The 19,381-nt window shown below is 62.1% G+C and carries 14 protein-coding genes; 8 read left to right on the top strand and 6 right to left on the bottom strand.

Translation table 11 applies throughout. The annotated features are described in order from the left end of the window. Positions 1-98: 98 nt before the first annotated feature. From BW992_RS16455 to BW992_RS16445, 3 genes are all read right to left on the bottom strand, one after another. Positions 99-3,785 carry a translocation/assembly module TamB domain-containing protein gene (locus BW992_RS16455; RefSeq protein WP_072430662.1) on the bottom strand — a complete coding sequence of 1,229 codons (3,687 nt, stop codon included), beginning with the start codon at positions 3,783-3,785 and terminating at the stop codon, positions 99-101. Then, positions 3,782-5,509, bottom strand: a complete 1,728-nt coding sequence (locus BW992_RS16450) for an autotransporter assembly complex protein TamA (protein WP_076406623.1) — start codon at positions 5,507-5,509, stop codon at positions 3,782-3,784. The genes BW992_RS16455 and BW992_RS16450 overlap by 4 nt, the downstream gene beginning before the upstream one ends. A gap of 65 nt (positions 5,510-5,574) precedes the next feature. Then, entirely contained in the window at positions 5,575-6,219 is a 645-nt protein-coding gene (locus tag BW992_RS16445; protein WP_072392473.1) for a GNAT family N-acetyltransferase, read from the bottom strand. Between the two features lie 198 nt (positions 6,220-6,417). On the opposite strand from BW992_RS16445, the gene xthA reads away from it, so the two are divergent. Further along, positions 6,418-7,230, top strand: coding sequence for an exodeoxyribonuclease III (xthA, locus tag BW992_RS16440; RefSeq protein WP_072392470.1), 813 nt, complete (start codon positions 6,418-6,420; stop codon positions 7,228-7,230). A gap of 147 nt (positions 7,231-7,377) precedes the next feature. Continuing rightward, positions 7,378-8,712 carry a substrate-binding domain-containing protein gene (locus BW992_RS16435; protein ID WP_072458193.1) on the top strand — a complete coding sequence of 445 codons (1,335 nt, stop codon included), beginning with the start codon at positions 7,378-7,380 and terminating at the stop codon, positions 8,710-8,712. 225 nt (positions 8,713-8,937) lie between these two features. On the opposite strand, the gene BW992_RS16430 is transcribed toward BW992_RS16435, so the two are convergent. After that, positions 8,938-10,176: a M20/M25/M40 family metallo-hydrolase gene (locus tag BW992_RS16430; protein WP_072458192.1), complete on the bottom strand. Its 1,239-nt coding sequence runs from the start codon at positions 10,174-10,176 to the stop codon at positions 8,938-8,940. Between the two features lie 931 nt (positions 10,177-11,107). Between BW992_RS16430 and BW992_RS27220 the strand changes: the two genes are divergently transcribed. The 6 genes from BW992_RS27220 (at position 11,108) to hglS (ending at position 18,628) form a co-directional block, all read left to right on the top strand. Next, on the top strand, positions 11,108-11,341 hold the full coding sequence (locus BW992_RS27220) for a polymorphic toxin type 44 domain-containing protein (protein ID WP_331717119.1): 234 nt from the start codon (positions 11,108-11,110) through the stop codon (positions 11,339-11,341). Between the two features lie 808 nt (positions 11,342-12,149). Beyond that, positions 12,150-13,079, top strand: coding sequence for an alpha/beta fold hydrolase (locus BW992_RS16420; RefSeq protein ID WP_076406620.1), 930 nt, complete (start codon positions 12,150-12,152; stop codon positions 13,077-13,079). Positions 13,080-13,197: 118 nt separating this feature from the next. Next, positions 13,198-14,697: a glycolate oxidase subunit GlcD gene (glcD, locus tag BW992_RS16415; protein WP_076406617.1), complete on the top strand. Its 1,500-nt coding sequence runs from the start codon at positions 13,198-13,200 to the stop codon at positions 14,695-14,697. Continuing rightward, complete coding sequence (gene glcE / locus BW992_RS16410) at positions 14,697-15,755, top strand: glycolate oxidase subunit GlcE (RefSeq protein WP_072430664.1); 1,059 nt, start codon at positions 14,697-14,699, stop codon at positions 15,753-15,755. Before glcD ends, glcE begins: the two co-directional genes overlap by 1 nt. Positions 15,756-15,926: 171 nt before the next feature. Beyond that, positions 15,927-17,147 carry a glycolate oxidase subunit GlcF gene (gene glcF / locus BW992_RS16405; RefSeq protein ID WP_072392432.1) on the top strand — a complete coding sequence of 407 codons (1,221 nt, stop codon included), beginning with the start codon at positions 15,927-15,929 and terminating at the stop codon, positions 17,145-17,147. Positions 17,148-17,245: 98 nt separating this feature from the next. Beyond that, positions 17,246-18,628 (top strand): 2-oxoadipate dioxygenase/decarboxylase HglS, encoded by a 1,383-nt coding sequence (gene hglS / locus BW992_RS16400; protein ID WP_076406614.1) that lies wholly within the window; start codon positions 17,246-17,248, stop codon positions 18,626-18,628. A 310-nt stretch (positions 18,629-18,938) separates the two neighbouring features. On the opposite strand, the gene BW992_RS16395 is transcribed toward hglS, so the two are convergent. Together BW992_RS16395 and BW992_RS16390 are read right to left on the bottom strand one after the other, a co-directional pair. Then, entirely contained in the window at positions 18,939-19,118 is a 180-nt protein-coding gene (locus BW992_RS16395) for a hypothetical protein (RefSeq protein ID WP_072458186.1), read from the bottom strand. A 17-nt stretch (positions 19,119-19,135) separates the two neighbouring features. Next, a complete protein-coding gene (locus BW992_RS16390) occupies positions 19,136-19,378 on the bottom strand; it encodes a hypothetical protein (RefSeq protein WP_072392423.1) in 243 nt (80 codons plus the stop codon). Positions 19,379-19,381: the final 3 nt, after the last annotated feature.

Below are 19,381 nucleotides of genomic sequence, written 5' to 3'. Positions count from 1 at the left end.
AGCTAGCTAATAACTAGCAGACGAAACGCAGACATCCCTGTGGGGGCGAGCTTGCTCGCTCCCACAGGGATTGGCTCTACACGGGTTTGGGAGAAAGGCTAGAAATCGCGCTTGTAGAAGATGTCCAGGGAACTGGCGACGCCGCTGGCGGCTTCGAGGTAGACCTTCTTGCTGAGCTTGTAGCGCAGGGCGATGGTGTTGGCCGGCTCGAACACACCGACGCCGTAGCGCAGGCTGAGTTTTTCCGACAGGTTGCCGCTGGCCACCACGCTGGTGGTATTGCCGCTGCCCTGGGTGTCGAGCTGGAAGTCGTCGATGCCCAGGTTATTGGCCAGGCTGGTGGTCACCCCCGAACTGCCCATCAGGCCCAGGCCCAATGCCGCCTGGGCGAGCATGTTGTTGTCCTCGCCGGTGGTGCTGAGCGGTCGCCCCAGCACCAGGTAGGACAGTGCCTGCTCCTGGCTCATGGCCGGCTCGGAAAAGATTTGCGTGGTCGGCTGCTCGGCGCTGCCGCTCAGGCGGATACCGGCGATCACGTCATCGGTCTGGCGGATTGCTTCGATGTCCAGGTAAGGCTGGTCGATGGGCCCGGCGAACAGCAACCGCGCCCGACGCACCGTCAGCCGCTGCCCATAGGCCCGGTAGCGGCCATCGTTGAGCCAGAGCTCGCCACGGGTATCCATGTTGTCGCCGATGTGGACCTGGCCCTGCACGTTGGCGGTCAACCCAAACCCGGAGAACGCCAGTTTTTCCTGACCGACGATGACATCGATGTCCATCGCCATGGCGATGGGCACCTTGCCCTCTTCGGTCTGGTGGCCGACGATCACCGTGTCATCCGACACCTTGACGGTGGAAGGTGGCAATTCGCGGATGGTGATGTCGCCCTTGGGCACCAGGACCTTGCCGGCGATGGACAGGCGCTCCCCCTGCAGGGTGATGTCCAGGTCCGGAGCCACGTCCAGTTGTGCATAAGGCTCGACGGTCACCGGCAACTGCGAGCCCTTGAGGGCCAGGTTCATGCTCAGGGCCTCGCCCCAGCCGAGGCTTCCCACCAGGCTGCCCCGACCGTTCTTGCCGCTCTTCCAGTCGCCGTCCAGGCGCACCGTATCGCCTGCGATCATGGCCCGCATCTGCAAGGCTTCGAGGCTGACCGGCAACTCCGGGCCCGATACCTGGCCGTCGCTGAGCACGAGGCTGCCGTTGACCTGGGGCGCCAACAGGCTACCTGCCAACGTGCCGCTGCCGTTCAGGTGCCCGGTGAGGGTTTCCACCATCGGCACGAACGGCCGGGCGACCGACAGGTCCAGGCCGGTCAGGCGGAACGAGCCGCTGAGGGGCTTGCTGGCGGGCAAGGGATTGATCTGGGCCTGGAGCATCAGCTCACCCAGCCTTGTACCGACGAAATTCAGCTGGGTGTCGATGCGCTTGGGCGTCAGGCGACTGTCGAGGGTCAAGGTCTGATAGGGGAAGTCCAGCCATGGCGCCGTATCGCGGGCCTTGTCGCGAATACGCAGGGTGCCTGCGCTGGCATCCACCTGGATGCGACCGTTCGGGCCGCTGGCCGGCAGGTCCAGTTGCAGGTCGGCATTGAGCCGGCCCTGCCAGGCGAAATCCTTGGGCATCCACTGGGCCAGGCTTTCGATGGGGAACTGCTTGAGGTGATAACGCAGCTTGGGCTCCGGCATCAGGCGCTGGTCTTCGCCGCACAGGCTGGCCTGCCCGGAACGCCAGCAATGGGCGCCGACATTGAGCGTGCCGTTGGCCAGGCGTTCCAGCTTCGCCGGCGCCTGCAGGCGCCAGCCCTGGCCGCCGGCCTGGACAACGCCGCTGGCCAGGCGCCCGCGCCAGTTGCCCTGGTCGAGCGCGCCATCGAATGCCAGGGTCGTGTCCAGCTGAGGGCCTTGCAAATCCAGGTTCAGTTTCTGCTGTCTGACATCCCCCTGCCCACTCACCGTCAGGACGCCCAGCGAAGTCTCTCCTGCCCGGATGCCGCTGGCCTTGAGGTCGATCTTGCCCCGTTGCGCGTTGTCGAGGGTCGCATCCAGGTTCAGGCTTTGCAGGTGATTGCCCTCAAACGCCAGCTGTGTGCCCTGCAGGCCAAGCTTGCCTTGGGGCGCCTTGAGCGTCCCGTTGACATCGACTCGGCCCGTGACCTGGCCGCGCAGCTGCGGCCAGAGCTGGGCCAGGCGGGAAAGCTTGACGTCGATCCGCCCGGTGAGCTGCTGTTGCAGACTGGCGCTGCCGTTGATGCGGTTATCCCCCAGTCGCATGTCCAGTGCACCGAGATCCCAATGCTCGCCGGCACCGCGGGCCGTGGCCTGGAGCAACGCAGGCTGGCCACGCAATCTGCCCTTGAGGTCGAGCTTCGCGTCGAGGTCGAGGCTGTCGTTTTTCATCGCCCCTTGACTGTGCAACGACCCGGCCAGGGTGCCGGGCAGCTCGGCAAGCCAGTAAGCCGGGTCGATGGCCGACAATTGCAGTGCGGTATCCCAGGCGATGCCGTCGGCGAATTGCAGGTTCAGGTGCCCTTCGGCCTTGCCCTGCCCCGCGACGAGCTTGAGCTGCGGCAAGTGGATTTGTGTCAGGTTGCCGCTGAACGGGCTGTCCAGGCTGAAAGCCCCGGCGGGTCCGTCCAGCGCAGCCTGGAAGTTGCCCAGGTATTGGCCATCTGTGTAGGAGATTTCGCCATTGAAGCTGCGCAATGCCACCTGCGGCTCTTCGACCAACGGGTAGAGGCGATGCCAGGGGAAATCCAGCCAGGCGATCTTCGCTTCGGCGCTCAGGCCTTCGCGCCAATCCACCTGTCCGGTCAGCTTCAGGTGCTGCTGGTCGCTGGCGTTCAGGTCCAGGCCGGCGATCTGCGCGCCGTCGGCGTCCACCTTGCCTTGCAGCCGCAGCGCCACGGGCCCCTGCTCGGCAGGCAACTTGGCGCTGCCCAGCAATTGATAACCATGCTCCAGATCTCCCTCGCCGGTCAGCTCCACCTGGTTGAGCAACAGCGTGTCCGGCAGATCGGCGCTGGCCCTGAAACCGTCGGCGGTCATGCGCACCTTGGCCGGCAGATTGTCCGCCAGCGGTTGTAGCTCGCCAGTCAGTCGGCCTTGCAGGTAGCCACTGCTGTCGGCGTTGAGTCGCAGGGTCTTGAGCAGGTCGCCGTCGACGTGCAAATCCAGCGCCCAGGGCGTAGTGCCCGGCGCCGGCAGGATCAATCGGCCCTGGGCCTGAAGGGGCCAGTCGCCCCCCGGTTGCAGCAGGCCGGACAGTTGCAGGCTCAGTTCGTCGCGCTGCAACCGCAGCGACTCGATCCGCATACCCTGGGCGGTCCAATGGGCGGTCAGTTGCAACCCCTTGAGCTGTTCGCTGCCGTTGAACAGCAGGCTGCCGACCTGCACATCGCCCAGCTCGATGGCCACCGGCAGGCCCAGGTCGGGCAAGGTGATCGGGCCGCTTTCTGGCGCATCGGTGGAGGCCGGCAATTGCAGGCTGATCCTGTCGGCCTTGAGTCGTTCGATACACAGGGTCATGCGCATCAGGCACAGGGGCGACCAGGCCAACAGCACTCCATCGACTTCGAGCCGGCTGCCGTCCTGTTGCCACGACACATGATCGGCGCTCCATTGGCCGCCCAGGCGCCCCTGGAAATTTTCCGTCGCCAGCCCCGGCACCCGCGCCAGCGCCCAGCGGCTACCCGATTGCGTACCGAGGATGACACCCAGCGCCAGCGTCAACACCGCCAGCAACGCAGCGAGCGCCAGCAGCGTTATTTTCAAACCACGATTCACAGCTCGGGCCCCATGGAAAAATGCAATCGAATGCCACCATCGTCGTCCATGGCATGGGCCAGGTCGAGGCGGATCGGGCCTACCGGCGATACCCAGCGCACGCCGACCCCGACCCCGGTCTTGAGGCTCGGCAGCTCAAGGCTGTTGAAGGAATTGCCTTGGTCGACGAACGTCGCCACCCGCCATTTTTCGGCGATGGAATATTGATACTCGAGGCTGCCGGCCACCATGTAGCGGCCACCGATGCGATCGCCCTCGGAGTTTTCCGGCGACAGGCTCTGGTAGTCGTAGCCACGCACGCTCTGGTCGCCGCCGGCAAAAAAGCGCAAGGACGGCGGTATGGATTTGTAGCCATTGGTGGCGCTGCCGCCGATCTGGGCCCGGGCCAGCAGGCGATGCTTGTCGAACACGGTGGTCAGGCCCTTGACCATCGCGGTGCCGTATAACAGGTTGTTGTCCGATCCCAACCCTTCCTTGGCGACCTTGGTGTCGAACTGCAAGCTGTAGCCGTTGCGCGGGTCGATGCGGTTGTCGCTGCGCAGGTAGGAATAACTGACGCCGGGCATCAGCAAGGTACTCAGGCCCGCATCGTCGCCGAGGCGATATTCCTCGCGCTGCCATTTGAGCGACACCACCCGCTGCCAGCCGCTGGGCAACTTGCTGTGCCACTCAGGTCCCACGGTCAGCAGCTTGCTGAGGCTGTCGGTGCCGGCCAGCTCTTCGTACTGGTACCCCCCGGCGTAGCGCAGCTTGTCGGTCAACGGCGGATCCAGCGGCACGTCATACCACAGGCCGACGTTCTGCCGGGGCGCCGACACTTCCGCCTCCCAGCCGTAACTGTGGCCCTGGGGGTTGACCCAATGGCGCGTCCAGTTAGCCTTGGCCCGTGGCCCGACATCGGTGGAGAACCCCAGGCCGAGGCCCATGGTGCGTGGCTTGCGGGTGTCGAGGCGGACCGCCACCGGGATCACATTGTCGGTGGCTGCGGCGGGAGCCGCGTCCACACGAACCCCCTCGAAATAGCCGCTCGATTGCAATGCCTGGTTCAACTCGGCGATCAACTCTGAGTCGTAGGGCGTGCCCGCCTTGAACGGTACCATGCGTCGCAACAGGTCTTCGTCGAACGGTGTGTCGCCTTCGAAACTCACCGGCCCCAGGGCATAGCGCGGACCGCTGTCGTAGATCAACTCGATATCGGCGACGCCGGCCTGGGGGTCCACCAGCAATCGCTGGCTGGCGAAATGCCCGCTGAAGAAACCATAGCGCGACGCCTGGTTCTGAATCATGCGCTTGGCGTCTTCATAGCGCCCATGATCGAGCACCGCGCCGGGCTTGAGGGCATCGTTGTCCGGTACACGGAAAGCCTTGAGGGAAGCCGCTGGCCCATTGATGCGCACCGTGACATTGCGCAGGTGCACCGGCTCGCCGGGGTCGATGGTCAGGATCAGGCGCGGGCGCTCGCCGCCCTTGACCTCACTGTCGATTTGCGGCTGGTAGTAACCCAGCGCCTGGGCGGCCTTGCGGGCCTGTTCCTCGGCACCGCGACTGAAGCGCAGCAATGCCTCCTCGTCACGATCGCCCAACCCACCGATATAACCTTCTACGTTGGCCTTGAGCGCGTCATTGGAGGGTTTGATCCGTACATCCAATTCACTTTGTGCCAGCGCCGCGCAGCTGAGGGACAGCAGGAGCGCGCCGCTGGTCATTCTTCCTGGGAGTTTCATGGCGCGGATGCTATCACGGGGTTGGGAGCCTGATAGAGCCGGACATGTCTCAAAAGTTCGCCGACTCAACCCGTGGCGCTTTGCACGACCTGAGGACTGGCGTGGAAAAACACATGCTCGCGGATCGGTCCTACAGCAATTTCGCCAATTTCCTCGTAGCCCTGACGTTTATAGAACTCCAGGTAACGCGGGTTGCCTGTATCCAGCACCACTCCCTGGGAATTCGGGTCCACCGCGCACCAATTGTGCACGGCCTCCAGCAACTGCTCGCCCAGATGCTTGCCCTGGAACTGTGGGTGAACGCCCAGCAACGGCAGTACATGGACGGCATCCGAGGGCAGGCACGCCAGCACCGCCGCATGATAGTCCAGATAGCGCCGGGTGCAGCGGAACCCGGTGCTCAGGACCATGCGCAAGCGCCAGGCCCAGCTTTCGGTGATGCCCAGGCGCCGCTGCGGCGGGGCGATCAGGGCAATGCCCACCAGCCTGTCGTTGACCAGCAGGCCGATGGCCGGCAGTTCCTGGAGAAAATGCTGCTTGACCAGTTCCCGCACCGTCGCCCGTACCCGCTGCTCATAACCGGGGCGCTCGGATTCGAACAGGTAGCTGAAGGTCGGCTCATGGCGGTAGGCCTGGTACAGCAGGGAACGTGCTTCGCGGGAGTAGCCGCTGTCGAGCATATGGACATCTGCGGTGGCGGTCTCAGGCATGGCGTTGGATCTCCTGGGCGGGGCTCGGTGAGGCCCTGCTCTTATTGAGTACGAACCCGATAAGGTTACGATCGTTCCTACACGCCAAGGACATTAGCAGCGCATTTGTCCCACTGCCACGCGGTGGCTCGCCTCACAGGCCACTATCCCCGTTCCGACATGTCAGCTAGCATCGCAGTTTTGCCAGGACAGCCGACCATGAAGATCGTCTCCTTCAACATCAATGGGCTACGCGCCCGCCCCCATCAGCTGGCGGCGCTGATCGAGAAGCACCAGCCGGACGTGATCGGCCTGCAGGAAACCAAGGTCCACGACGAGCAGTTTCCAGTGGCCGAAGTGCAAGCGCTGGGCTACCACGTTCACTACCACGGGCAAAAAGGCCACTACGGTGTCGCCCTGCTCTCCCGCCAGGCGCCATTGAGCCTGTACAAAGGCTTCGAAGGCGACGATGAAGACGCCCAGCGGCGCTTTATCTGGGGCACCTTCGCCGATGCCAACGGCGTGCCGGTGACCATCATGAACGGTTACTTCCCACAAGGTGAAAGCCGCGATCACCCGACCAAATTCCCGGCCAAGGAGCGTTTCTACAGCGACCTGCAGCAATTGCTGGAAAGCCGCTTCAGCAACGAACAGCCGCTGGTGGTCATGGGCGACGTGAACATTTCCCCGGAAGACTGCGACATCGGCATCGGCCCGGACAACATGAAACGCTGGTTGAAGACCGGCAAATGCAGCTTCCTGCCGGAAGAACGCGAATGGATGGCCCGCTTGAAGAACTGGGGCCTGGTGGACAGTTTTCGCCATTTGAACCCGGACGTCGCCGACCGCTTCAGCTGGTTCGACTACCGCAGCCGCGGCTTCGAGGACGAGCCCAAGCGCGGCCTGCGCATCGACCTGATCCTCGCCTCCCACGGCCTGTTGCCGCGAGTCAAGGATGCCGGTGTGGATTATGAACTGCGGGGCATGGAGAAACCTTCGGACCACGCGCCGATCTGGCTGGAATTGAGCTGACACCGGCCGCACCCCGTCCAGTGGGAGCGAACCTGCTCGCTCCCACTGGATCGCCTCTGTCATTCGCGCCGCGTCGCACGCCCGTCATATTTCAGCAACCTGATTGACTTAATCTTCCATCACTTCCCAGGTTCCGAAGGTACCGGCATGCGGCTGTGGATTGGTTTTCTCGTGGGCCTCTGGCTGCCCCTTGCGGCCTGCGCCAGCGCATTGCCAATCCCCGAGCACGGGCCGGCGCTGCGCATCCAGGGTTCGAATACCATTGGCGCGGCGCTGGGACCGGCCCTGGTCAGGGGCCTGATGATCGAGCGCGGACTGCTCGAAGTCAGCAGCGAAATCACCGGACGTGAAAACGAACAACGAATCGTCGGCCAGACCGCCGCAGGCCGGCGCGTGGAAATCGACATTGCGGCCCACGGATCCAGCACCGGCTTCGCCGCCCTGAAGCAGGCCAGCGCCGATCTGGCGGCCTCTTCCCGACCGATCAAGGACAGCGAGCTGCAGGAACTGAAGTCCCTCGGCGACTTGAAAAGTCCCGGCGCCGAGCAAGTCATCGCCATCGATGGCCTGGCGATCATTCTTCATCCCCAAAACCCGTTGCGTCAGCTTGATACCTTGCAGCTCGCCCGAATATTCAGCGGCGAGGCAAAAACCTGGGAAGCCTTGGGCGGCGTTGGCGGCGCCATACATCTGTATGCCAGGGACGAACAGTCCGGCACCTACGATACCTTCAAGGAACTGGTCCTGAGCCGGCAAGGTAAACGGCTGGATCCTACAGCCCGACGTTACGAATCCAGCGAACAGCTCTCTGACGCCGTCAGCCAGGATCCGCAAGGAATCGGGTTCATCGGCCTGCCCTATGTCCGCCAGGCCAAGGCAGTGGCGATCGTCGATGGCGACTCCCAGCCCATGCTGCCACTCAACAGCCTGATTGCCACCGAAGACTATCCTTTGTCCCGGCGCCTGTTCTTCTATCTGCCTGCATCGCCGAACAACCCCTGGGCCGAGGCGCTGGTGGAGTTCGCCCAGAGCGACCAGGGCCAGGCCATCGTCGCGGCCAACGGGTTCATTGCCCAGACAGTCCAGGCCATGGCCGTTACCCCCAATGCACTGATGCCCGAGGGCTACCAGGCCCTGAGCCGCCACGCCCAGCGCCTGAGCGTGAATTTCCGCTTCGAGGAAGGCAGCGCCAGCCTGGACAGCAAGGCTCATCAGGACCTGGGCCGGGTGCTCGACTATATCCAGAGGCACGGCAAGACCGAGCGCCGAGTGACGCTGGTGGGTTTCGGCGACGCCAAGGACGACCCGGCGCGGGCAGACCTGCTGTCCAGGTTGCGGGCCATGGCGGTGCGGCGTGAACTGGTCAAGTACGGCGTGACACTGCGGGAAGTCCGCGGCTTCGGCGCGCTGATGCCGGTGGCGGCCAACAACGAAGATGAAGGAAGGATCAGGAATCGACGAGTGGAGGTTTGGGTCTACTAGCGATATCAAGACAGACGCCACTCTTGTGGCGAGGGATTTATCATCGCTGGAAACCAGCTTTGTGGCGAGGGGATTTATCCCCGCTCGGCTGCGCAGCAGTCGTCAACCAGCCGACGCGGTTCATCTGTTCTCCGTGGCGTCCGGTGTGGGGCTGCTGCGCAGCCCAACGGGGATAAATCCCCTCGCCACAGGGGGTTGTCGCAGGCAGGTTGTGCAGGCTGACGGCTATCGATCAGCCAACTCCATGATCATCCGCGACAACAGGTAAATCCGCGGTACCACGCTCTCAACTTCCGCGTACTCTTGCGGCGTATGAATGTTGCCGCCGACGATGCCGAAACCATCCAGCGTCGGCGTACCGACGCCGGCGGACAGGCTGGCATCCGCCGCCCCGCCGCTGCCTTCTTCGGTCAGTTTGCGCCCCAGCTCGCCATAGATGCCCTGGGCCATGGCCATCAGGCGATCCGACTCGGCCGTCTGCGGCATGGGTGGCAAGCCACGCTTGAGGCTGGTGGTGACCTCGGTGTCGGGGATCAGCTTGTCTTTCGACACACGGGCCAGGTCCTTTTCGATGCGGTCGAACTCTTCCGGCACCGCCGCCCGCACATCGGCCTTGGCGCTGGCCTGGTCGGGAATCACGTTGGTCCGGTCACCCGCGTTGAGCACCGTGAAGTTGATGGTGGTTTTCTTCTCCGCATCGCCGAGCTTGCCCAGTTGCAGGATCTGGTGTGCCGCTTCCATCGCCGCATTGCGACCCAGTTCCGGCGCGACACCGGCATGGGAGGCCTTGCCCTTGACCTCCACCAGCGCCGTGGCACTGCCCTTGCGCCATACCACCAGGCCATCGGCCGGGCGCCCCGGTTCAAGGTTCAGCGTCACGTCGTGGGCCTTGGCGGTTTTCTTGATCAGGTCGGTGGCGGCGTCCGAGCCGGTCTCTTCGCTGGCATCAAGCAGGAAAGTGATCTGCGCGTAGTTCTTGAAGTCGAGATTCTTCAGCACTTTCAGCGCATAAATCCCGGCGACGATGCCGCCCTTGTCATCCATCACCCCCGGCCCATAGGCGCGCCCGTCCTTGATGTGAAAAGGCCGCTCGGCGGCCGAGCCTTCCTTGAACACCGTGTCCATGTGAGCCATCAGCAGGATCTTCGCCTTGCCGGTGCCCTTGAGGGTTGCCAGGACATGCTGAGTGCCATCCGAATTCGGCACCTTTTCGAAGCTGAAGCCGAGCTTCTTCAGCTCATCGATGGCGATCTCACCGACCTGAGTCAACCCCGGTACATAGCCGGAACCGGAATCGATGTTCACCAACCGTTCGAGCAATTTCAGGGCCTCGCCCTTGTACTGTTCAGCTTGAGTCAATACCGGTTGATGAGGCTGCGCGAAGGCAACGGGGGCGAAGGCACCGAGGGCCAGGCTCAAGCCGAGACTGACGGCCAGACGGGAGCGAAGCGAGGTAATCGTCATGGTTTCATCCTTGTTCCGTATCGAGTGAGTGCCTTGGCACCCTACCCGACAATGACGCAAGGCTCTAGCCGTACAATCAACAAGCCCTCGCGGACGAGTCCTCTACCGACAACAGTCGTAGGAACGAGGGAAGCAAAATAAAGAAATGCAGGGCGATACGACAAACTCCCCAGAACTTTCCGACGCACCTTTCAGGTTGCCGCTCGGAAGGCGGACGTTTAGCGTAGTTATTAGCGAACGCTCTACAAACTCATTGCCAGGGAGGCATTTTGAAAAATCAAACAGACCACCTAAAACAATAAATCTGCCACCCATAGTTGTTACGCCCGAGCCACCACAACCGTCGCCACTGCTCAGTTCGCCGAAAATCCCCCTGGGTACACCGCCAAACCGCTCCCTTGGAGCGGAATAGTTGTTGAACAACCTGAAATAAACACGCTCTTCAGCAAGAAAAACATCAAGCATCCCGATCAATCGACAATCATCTTCGCTACCATTGCCACTCAACTAAACAGAATAGAAAAAACCTATAATTCACACGCTCCGTTTTTCAGGTCCGAGCTTGACGAGGAAATTGCCAAAAAACCAGCCCCTGGTAACCAAGTGCACTAAAGCAATACAAACATGAAAAATCTATCGTCGATGAACTTCTTAAGATCAAGAACAGCGAACTGCAAAAAATCACTGCGACAGCGAAGACTTTTTATGGAAGAAGCCCTTTCGATAAAGACTTCAAACAAAACGCCGTTGACTTTGTAAATATTTTTCACACAAGCAGAGAGCCTTCACTAACAACCTACAACAGATGGCTTACCTCCATCACCGCTACGTACACGGCCAGGATGTTTGCCGCAAAAATAAAAATTCTTTCGGAAAAATCCAAGCAACTCGCCTCAACCATCGCAACCACAGGAGCTAAGAGAAACAACATATAGCCGTTTGGACCAACCGATACAACCAGGAAATAAATGCCATTATCAATCGATATCAACTGGACAAGGCCAGCCTGGAGAAAAGAGTCCAGGCCGAACAGCGCGGCAGGGAATATGAGGAATTTGGAAATTTCAATTATGGCGCTACCGGCACAGTAGCAGGAATTTCAGAACAGATCCTACTAAGAGCGGCAGGAGCGGCTCAATCCATAGCAGGGACGTCAGAGGAATAGTTTGGAAAGTGGTGGGCAGAATCGCCTTACGGCGATGACGAAGTGGACCAAATCTGGATAAAAGCAGGGGTAAGGTATGCTCAAAGCAAGGACATCTAAACGAACCTGCCTGATTCTGTCAGCAGTCTGCATTATGCAGGCGATATACATTTACATGGAGTCCCCCGCTACACCGGAACCGTCAGAAATAATTTCAGTAACCCCTGTTGACTCAACAGGCGCTATTTACGAAGTACTTTACAATTCAGGCGGAGCGACCGTCCCTTTCATCTATCGATATTTCCTTATGGAAAAAATTAACGACCCCGTTGAGGCACTTGATAAAAATCATCCCATCCATTTCTTGTAACCAAAAGCCCCAATGCTGTCCGAACAGTTCTGCCAGGAAGAGTAAAACTTACGACCCTGGATACGATCTACAAATACAGAAACACCGCATATTACAAAACAAACGGAGAATTGAAAGGAATCAAACTAGATTTGACCTCAGATATGCCTTGATCCATCACTGTCACTGGTGACCACTCCTCCAATTAAAGAAGCGACATACCCCCGGTACAAGCCGGGGACATCCCTTGCTCTCGCCTCCTCACGTCCCGCTCGACAGCTACCAGAAGCCGCGCCACGCCAGATGACTCACAACAAGAAGCAACGCACCATCAGGAATGCCATGGCTTTCACAACTTCCACCCAAGCAAAAGCAACCCTGCCGTCGCGGTGTGCCCGCCTTTGAGCTTCACTTACTACTGCTATACAGGTAGCCCAAGGCTGGGCAATCGAATTCTGTCGTGACTCATGGAGGTCATACATGCTGGTGTTGTGGGTACTCCTCGCCGTGTTTGTCGCCTGGTGCTGGCTGACCTATCCGGGTATTGGCCAGGTACTGTTCGACTTGAGCATGGCACTGGAAACGCGCCTCTCCCGGTTGCGCAAGATCACGGTGCCGATCAGCGAGATGACGGTATCGACGCTGCAAGGCGGACCTTACGAAGCGTCCGCCAGCATACTGATGCTGCACGGCTACAGTGCCGACAAGAACCTCTGGCTGCGCATGGCCAGGTCCTTTGTCAATGACTACCGGGTGGTGATTCCCGACCTGGCCGGCCATGGCGAAACCGGCTTCAAGGCTGGTGGTGGCTACGACATCCCGACCCAGGCCAGGCGGGTGATCGAACTGCTCGACGCTTGTGGCCTGGACAAGGTCCACGTGATCGGCAACTCCATGGGCGGCTATCTCGCCGCATGGCTGGCAGCCACTTCGCCGGAGCGCGTACTGACCCTGGCGCTGCTCAATCCAGCCGGCGTCACGTCCCCGCAACCCAGCGACATGGATCGCCTGGTGGCCGCCGGCCGAAACCCGTCCCTCATGGGTTCGCGGGATGATTTCCCACCGTTCTACGCCTTGACCATGGCCTCGCCGCCCTGGGTGCCGAAAGTGGTACTGGCGGCGGTGGCCGAGCAGTATGTCCAGCGCCGGGAAGAGTTGGCGGAGATCTACGCGGACTTTACCGCCAGCCCGCCGATGGAACCGCGCCTGGGTGATATCCGTGCGCCGTCGTTGCTTGTCTGGGGTCGGCAAGACCGGATGATCGACGTCAGCTGCGTCCCTGTATGGAGCAAGGGCATCGCGGATTTGCGAGTGGAAATCTGGGACGGCCTCGGCCACTTGCCGCCCATGGAAAAACCAGCAAGGACTGCGGCGTTGTATCGGGATTTTCTCAAGGGACTAAGGCAATGACCTACGATGGTTCAAGGCTCTTGCGACTTGCTCTGGCAGGAGGACTTCTCCCCGACTGCCTGGCCCGCCACGACAGTCATCCAATGCCGGGGCCGGTCGCTGAACGGGAACACGCGCGATGAACATTCTCTATGACGAACACCTCGACGGCACTCTGCCAAAGGTGGACAGACAGGCCCTTCTTCAGGCCTTGCAGACCCAGGTTCCGGACCTGGAAGTCCTGCATCGCCAGGAAGACCTCAAGCCCTACGAATGCGACGGCCTCTCGGCCTATCGCACTACCCCCCTGCTGGTGGTGTTGCCGCGGCGAGTCGAACAGGTCCAGGCGTTACTCAAGCTGTGCCATGAGCGCAACGTTCCGGTGGTAGCCCGGGGCGCGGGGACCGGCTTGTCCGGCGGCGCCCTGCCCCTGGCAAGCGGCGTGCTGCTGGTCATGGCCCGCTTCAACCAGATTCTGCACATCGACCCCGACGCTCGCACCGCACGCCTGCAACCCGGCGTGCGCAACCTGGCGATCTCCCAGGCGGCGGCGCCTTTCGGGCTGTATTACGCACCGGACCCCTCCTCCCAGATCGCTTGCTCCATCGGCGGCAACGTCGCTGAAAATGCCGGGGGCGTGCATTGCCTGAAGTACGGGCTGACGGTGCACAACCTGTTGAAGCTGGAAATGCTCACCATCGAAGGCGAACACCTGACCCTGGGCAGCGAGGCCCTGGACTCCCCCGGCCTGGACCTGCTGGCACTGTTCACCGGCTCAGAAGGCTTGCTGGGAGTGATCACCGAAGTCACGGTCAAACTGTTGCCACGTCCCCAGGTCGCCAGGGTGCTGCTGGCCAGTTTCGACTCGGTGGACAAGGCCGGCCGGGCGGTGGCCGATATCATCGCCGCCGGCATCATTCCTGGCGGCCTGGAAATGATGGACAACCTGGCGATCCGCGCCGCCGAGGATTTCATCCACGCCGGTTATCCGGTGGATGCCGAAGCCATCCTGCTGTGCGAACTGGACGGGGTCGAGGCCGATGTCCATGACGACTGCGAACGGGTCCGCCAGGTATTGCACCAGGCCGGCGCCACCGAGGTGCGCCAGGCCAGGGACGAGGCTGAGCGCCTGCGGTTCTGGGCCGGACGCAAGAACGCCTTCCCGGCGGTGGGCCGACTGGCGCCGGACTACTACTGCATGGACGGCACCATTCCCCGGCGCGCCCTGCCCGAAGTATTGCAGCGCATCGCCAGCCTCGGCGCCGAACACGGGCTGCGGGTCGCCAACGTGTTTCATGCCGGCGACGGCAACATGCATCCGCTGATCCTGTTCGATGCCAATCAGCCCGGCGAACTGGAGCGCGCCGAAACCCTGGGCGGCAAGATCCTCGAGCTCTGTGTCCAGGTGGGCGGCAGCATCACGGGTGAACATGGCGTGGGACGGGAAAAGATCAACCAGATGTGCACCCAGTTCAACAGCGACGAACTGAACCTGTTCCATGCCGTAAAAGCGGCGTTCGATCCTGCCGGCCTGCTCAATCCCGGCAAGAACATCCCTACCCTGCACCGCTGCGCCGAATTCGGAGCGATGCATATCCATGGCGGGCAACTGCCTTTCCCCGAACTGGAGCGTTTCTGATGAGCGGCGAAGTCGACCGCGACGCCAGCGACCTGTTGCTCGAACAGGTCAACCGTGCCCGGGCCAACACGACGCCGTTGCGCATCCAGGGTTCGAACAGCAAGGCCTTCCTGGGACGGGAGGTGGCCGGCGAGGTGCTGGACACCCGGGTCCATCGGGGCATCGTCCACTACGACCCCACCGAGCTGGTCGTTACCGTCCGCGCCGGCACCCCGCTGCGCGAACTGCTCGCGGCCCTGGACAACGCCGGCCAGCAATTGCCGTGCGAACCACCGGCGTTCGGCGAGCACGCCACCGTGGGTGGCATGGTCGCCACCGGGCTGTCGGGGCCACGCCGCCCTTGGGCCGGATCGGTACGCGACTTCGTCCTGGGGACCCGCCTGATCAGCGGCCACGGCACGTTGCTGCGCTTTGGCGGCGAGGTCATGAAGAACGTTGCCGGTTATGACCTGTCACGCCTGCTGGCAGGCAGCCTGGGTTGCCTTGGGGTGATCATCGAAGTGTCCTTGAAGGTCCTGCCCAAGCCCCGCCACAGCCTGAGCATCCGCCTGGAAATGGGCAGCGCCGAAGCGCTGGAGAACCTCGCCGAATGGGGCCGGCAGCCCTTGCCCATCAGTGCCGCCAGCCATGACGGCGACTGCCTGCACCTGCGCCTGGAAGGTGGCGAAGGCTCGGTCAGCGCGGCTCACCAGCGGTTCGGCGGCGAAGTGATCGACAGCCGGTACTGGTCGGACCTGAATGAACATCGCCTGGTTTTCTTCGATGAAGGACTTCCCCTGTGGCGCCTGTCAGTGCCCAACCACGTCGGCCCGCTGGACCTGCCAGGCCCGCAGCTGCTCGATTGGGCCGGCGCGCAACGCTGGCTGAAAACCGACGCCGATACGGTGCAGGCCCTGGCCCGGGAAGTGGGCGGCCATGCCACCTGCTACAGTCATGGCGCCACCGACACGCCGTTTCAACCGTTGGCCCCGGCGCTGCTGCGCTACCACCGCAGCCTCAAGGCCCAGCTCGATCCCCTGGGTTTGTTCAACCCGGGACGGATGTATCCGCAGTTCTAGGCTCTGTTTGAAAAGCCTTGAGATGACGGTCAGGCAAGGCAAAAAACGGCGAGTAAACGCAGTGTACTGGAGCACATGGGCATTCTGATCGGACTGTGTGCGCGAGGCCGGTTTCAACGCGGTATGGCCGTGTACGGATATATTTCAGACAGAGCCTGGAGGTCCCTTGCGATGCAAACCCGTTTCAGCGACGAAGCCCGACAACTGCCCCGCGCCGAAGAAGCCGAACGGATCCTGCGTAGCTGCGTGCATTGCGGCTTCTGCAACGCCACCTGCCCGACTTATCAATTGCTGGGGGACGAACTGGACGGTCCGCGAGGCCGCATCTACCTGATCAAGCAAGTGCTCGAAGGCCAACCGGCCACCACCAGCACTCAACTGCATCTGGACCGCTGCCTGTCGTGTCGCAACTGCGAGACCACCTGCCCGTCGGGCGTGGATTACCACAACCTGCTGGACATCGGTCGGGCGGTGGTCGATGCCGCGGTACCGCGCCCCGCCGGCCAACGTGCGCTGCGCCTGGGTTTGCGGGGCCTGGCCCCCAGCCCCGAGCGGTTCAAGGCCCTGCTGCTTTTGGGCAGCGTGTTCCGTCCGCTGTTGCCTGCGACGTTGAGCGCCAAGCTGCCCCGTACGCACGCGCGCCTCTCCGAGCGCCCGGTGGCGCGCCATACGCGCACCGTGCTGATGCTCGAAGGTTGCGTGCAACCGGGCCTGTCTCCCAACACCAATGCGGCGGCTGCACGCGTGCTGGACCGCCTGGGCATCAGCGTCGTCGCCTGTGAAGAAGCGGGCTGCTGCGGTGCGCTGGACTATCACCTCGACGCTCAGGCCACCGGGCTGGACCGCGCCCGACGCAACATCGATGCCTGGTGGCCGCACCTGGCCAATGGCGCCGAAGCCATTGTCCAGACCGCCAGCGGTTGTGGTGCCTTCATCAAGGACTACGGCCATCTGCTGGCGCACGATCCCGACTATGCCGCCAAGGCGAAACAGGTGAGCGCGCGCGCCCTGGACCTGGTGCAAGTGCTCGGCAGCGAACCCCTGGAACAGATCTGCGCAGCGAAAGACCGTCGCATCGCGGTCCACTGCCCTTGCACCCTGCAGCACGCACAGAAACTCGGCGGCAGCGTCGAGGCCTTGCTGGCACGGCTGGGCTTCAACCTCACCCCGGTTCCCGACGGCCATCTGTGCTGCGGCTCGGCCGGCACCTATTCCCTGACCCAGCCGACCCTGGCGCGACAGCTGCGGGACAACCGCCTCAATGCCCTGGAAAGCGGCCATCCGGAACTGATCGTCACCGCCAACGTCGGTTGCCAGAACCACCTGGACGGCGCCGGGCGCACCCCCGTGCGACACTGGATCGAACTGGTGGATCAGTCCCTCACAGAATGAAGTCGTGAAGATTCTTCGTTTGTCGCCGCTGACGAAGGCTGCGATCTTTCGTTGTACTTGCCCGCCGATTTCCATTGCCCGAACCAGGAATCCCCGCCATGAGCTTCGTCAGTCCCGACCTGATCCGCCAACGCTTCTCCAAGGCGATGTCCGAGATGTACCGTGACGAGGTGCCGTTGTACGGCGCACTGATGAACCTGGTGGAGCACACCAATGCCCAGGTGTTGCTCAACGATCCACAATTGGCCGAGCACCTGGACAGCACTGGCGAACGTCAACGCCTGGACATGGAGCGCCATGGGGCGATCCGCGTCGGCACCGCGACGGAACTGGCCACCCTGGCCCGGCTGTTCGCGGTCATGGGCATGCAACCGGTGGGTTACTACGACCTGACGCCGGCCGGGGTGCCGGTGCACTCCACCGCGTTTCGCGCCGTGCATGAAAGCGCACTGCAGGTCAGTCCGTTCCGGGTATTCACCTCGTTGCTGCGCCTGGAACTGATCGAGAACAGCGAGCTTCGGGCCTTTGCCCAATCGGTGCTGGATAAACGGCAGATTTTCACGCCCCTGGCCCTTCAGCTCATCGACCTTGCCGAGCGCCAGGGTGGCCTGAGCGAACCACAAGCCGAAGACTTCGTCCTGCAGGCCCTGGAGACGTTTCGCTGGCACAGCCACGCCACCGTCACGGCCGAGCAGTACCGTCAACTCAGCGCCCAGCATCGCTTGATCGCTGACGTGGTGGCCTTCAAGGGCCCGCACATCAACCACCTGACGCCACGCACCCTGGACATCGACATCGTCCAGGCCCAGATGCCCGTCCACGGCATCACACCCAAAGCGGTGGTCGAAGGCCCACCTCGCCGCCGGTGTCCGATCCTGTTGCGCCAGACCAGTTTCAAAGCCCTGGACGAACCGGTCGCGTTCACCGACCCGGCCGGCACCCAGGGCAGCCATAGCGCCCGCTTTGGTGAAATCGAACAACGAGGCGCCGCCCTCACGCCCAAGGGGCGCGCGCTCTACGATCAGTTGCTGAACGCAGCCCGGGACGCCCTCGGGGAATTTCCCAACGAGGCCAATGCCCAGCGCTACAACACACTGATGGCCGAGCACTTCCTGCAGTTCCCTGACGACCAGGATGAATTGCGTCGACAGGCACTGGCGTACTTCCGCTATTTCGTCACGCCAAAAGGCCTGGCCGCCAAGGGCACACTGGAGCAATCAACTGAGCTGGAACGTCTGGTGGAACAGGGTTACCTGCGCGCCGAGCCTCTGGTGTACGAGGATTTCCTGCCGGTCAGTGCCGCGGGGATCTTCCAGTCGAACCTCGGCGACGACGCCCAGAGCCATTATGCCGGGCAGTCCAACCGCCAGGCCTTCGAAGAGGCACTGGGACGGGCGACGATCGATGAACTGCGGTTGTATGCCGAGACGCAACAGCGCTCCATCGATCAATGCAGGGAGGCATTGAGCATTCAGGTTTAGGGTTTGTCTGCGCCGGGATGGGCGGGCCCGACAAGAACGGGCGAGAAGTTCGAACGGTGTTCGCCCAGTGCAACGGCCTCGGCATTCCATGCACTGGTAAAGAGCCAGACACTGGGCGAACGAAAGCAATAATAGAGCAACTCCAGGAGGATGTCCGGCCGCCCAGTTAAATAATTATTTAATCTGGATGCCAATTTCTCCAGATATCCCAGTGAGTTATACAAACAGTTATACAAATAAGCCGGGGTAGTACAAATACAACTTATCACTCCCCGGCTGGCAAGTTGCAAGTGTCACTACCGGGACCGATCTACACCGGGCGATGACCTGAAGGGTGCCGTCCGGTTTTCTGTGCATCGGTGTCTTCGGCGCCTGGCTCGCCCTGCTGTTGTTTGCGCTTGGCCGGATCATTGGGACGCAGGGCGTCGTTATCGCGCTCCACTTCGCCGGGCATCGCCGGCTCATCGGGGTTCTGGGTGGTAGGTTTCATGGTATCTCCTGGGATGCTCAGGCTTCGGGGTCGGCGACTTCTTCGGCAACGTTGGCGTCCGGCGAGCGCTGGTGAAGCTGCTCGGCCCGGGTCTTGAGGTCCTGCCATTGCGCCAGATCGACGGCCCCCTGGCCGAACAGATCATTGGCCACCCGCATCAATTCGGCGAAATGCGCATCGGGCGATTGCTGCCAGTAGGCCTTGTCGTCGAACAGCCGCTGCCAATCGGCCACTGACGGAGGTTTGAGGTCATCGCTCATGAC

The sequence above is a fragment of the Pseudomonas sp. 7SR1 genome, assembly GCF_900156465.1.
Taxonomy (GTDB): Bacteria; Pseudomonadota; Gammaproteobacteria; order Pseudomonadales; family Pseudomonadaceae; genus Aquipseudomonas.
This window is presented reverse-complemented; position numbering and strand designations above follow the sequence as displayed.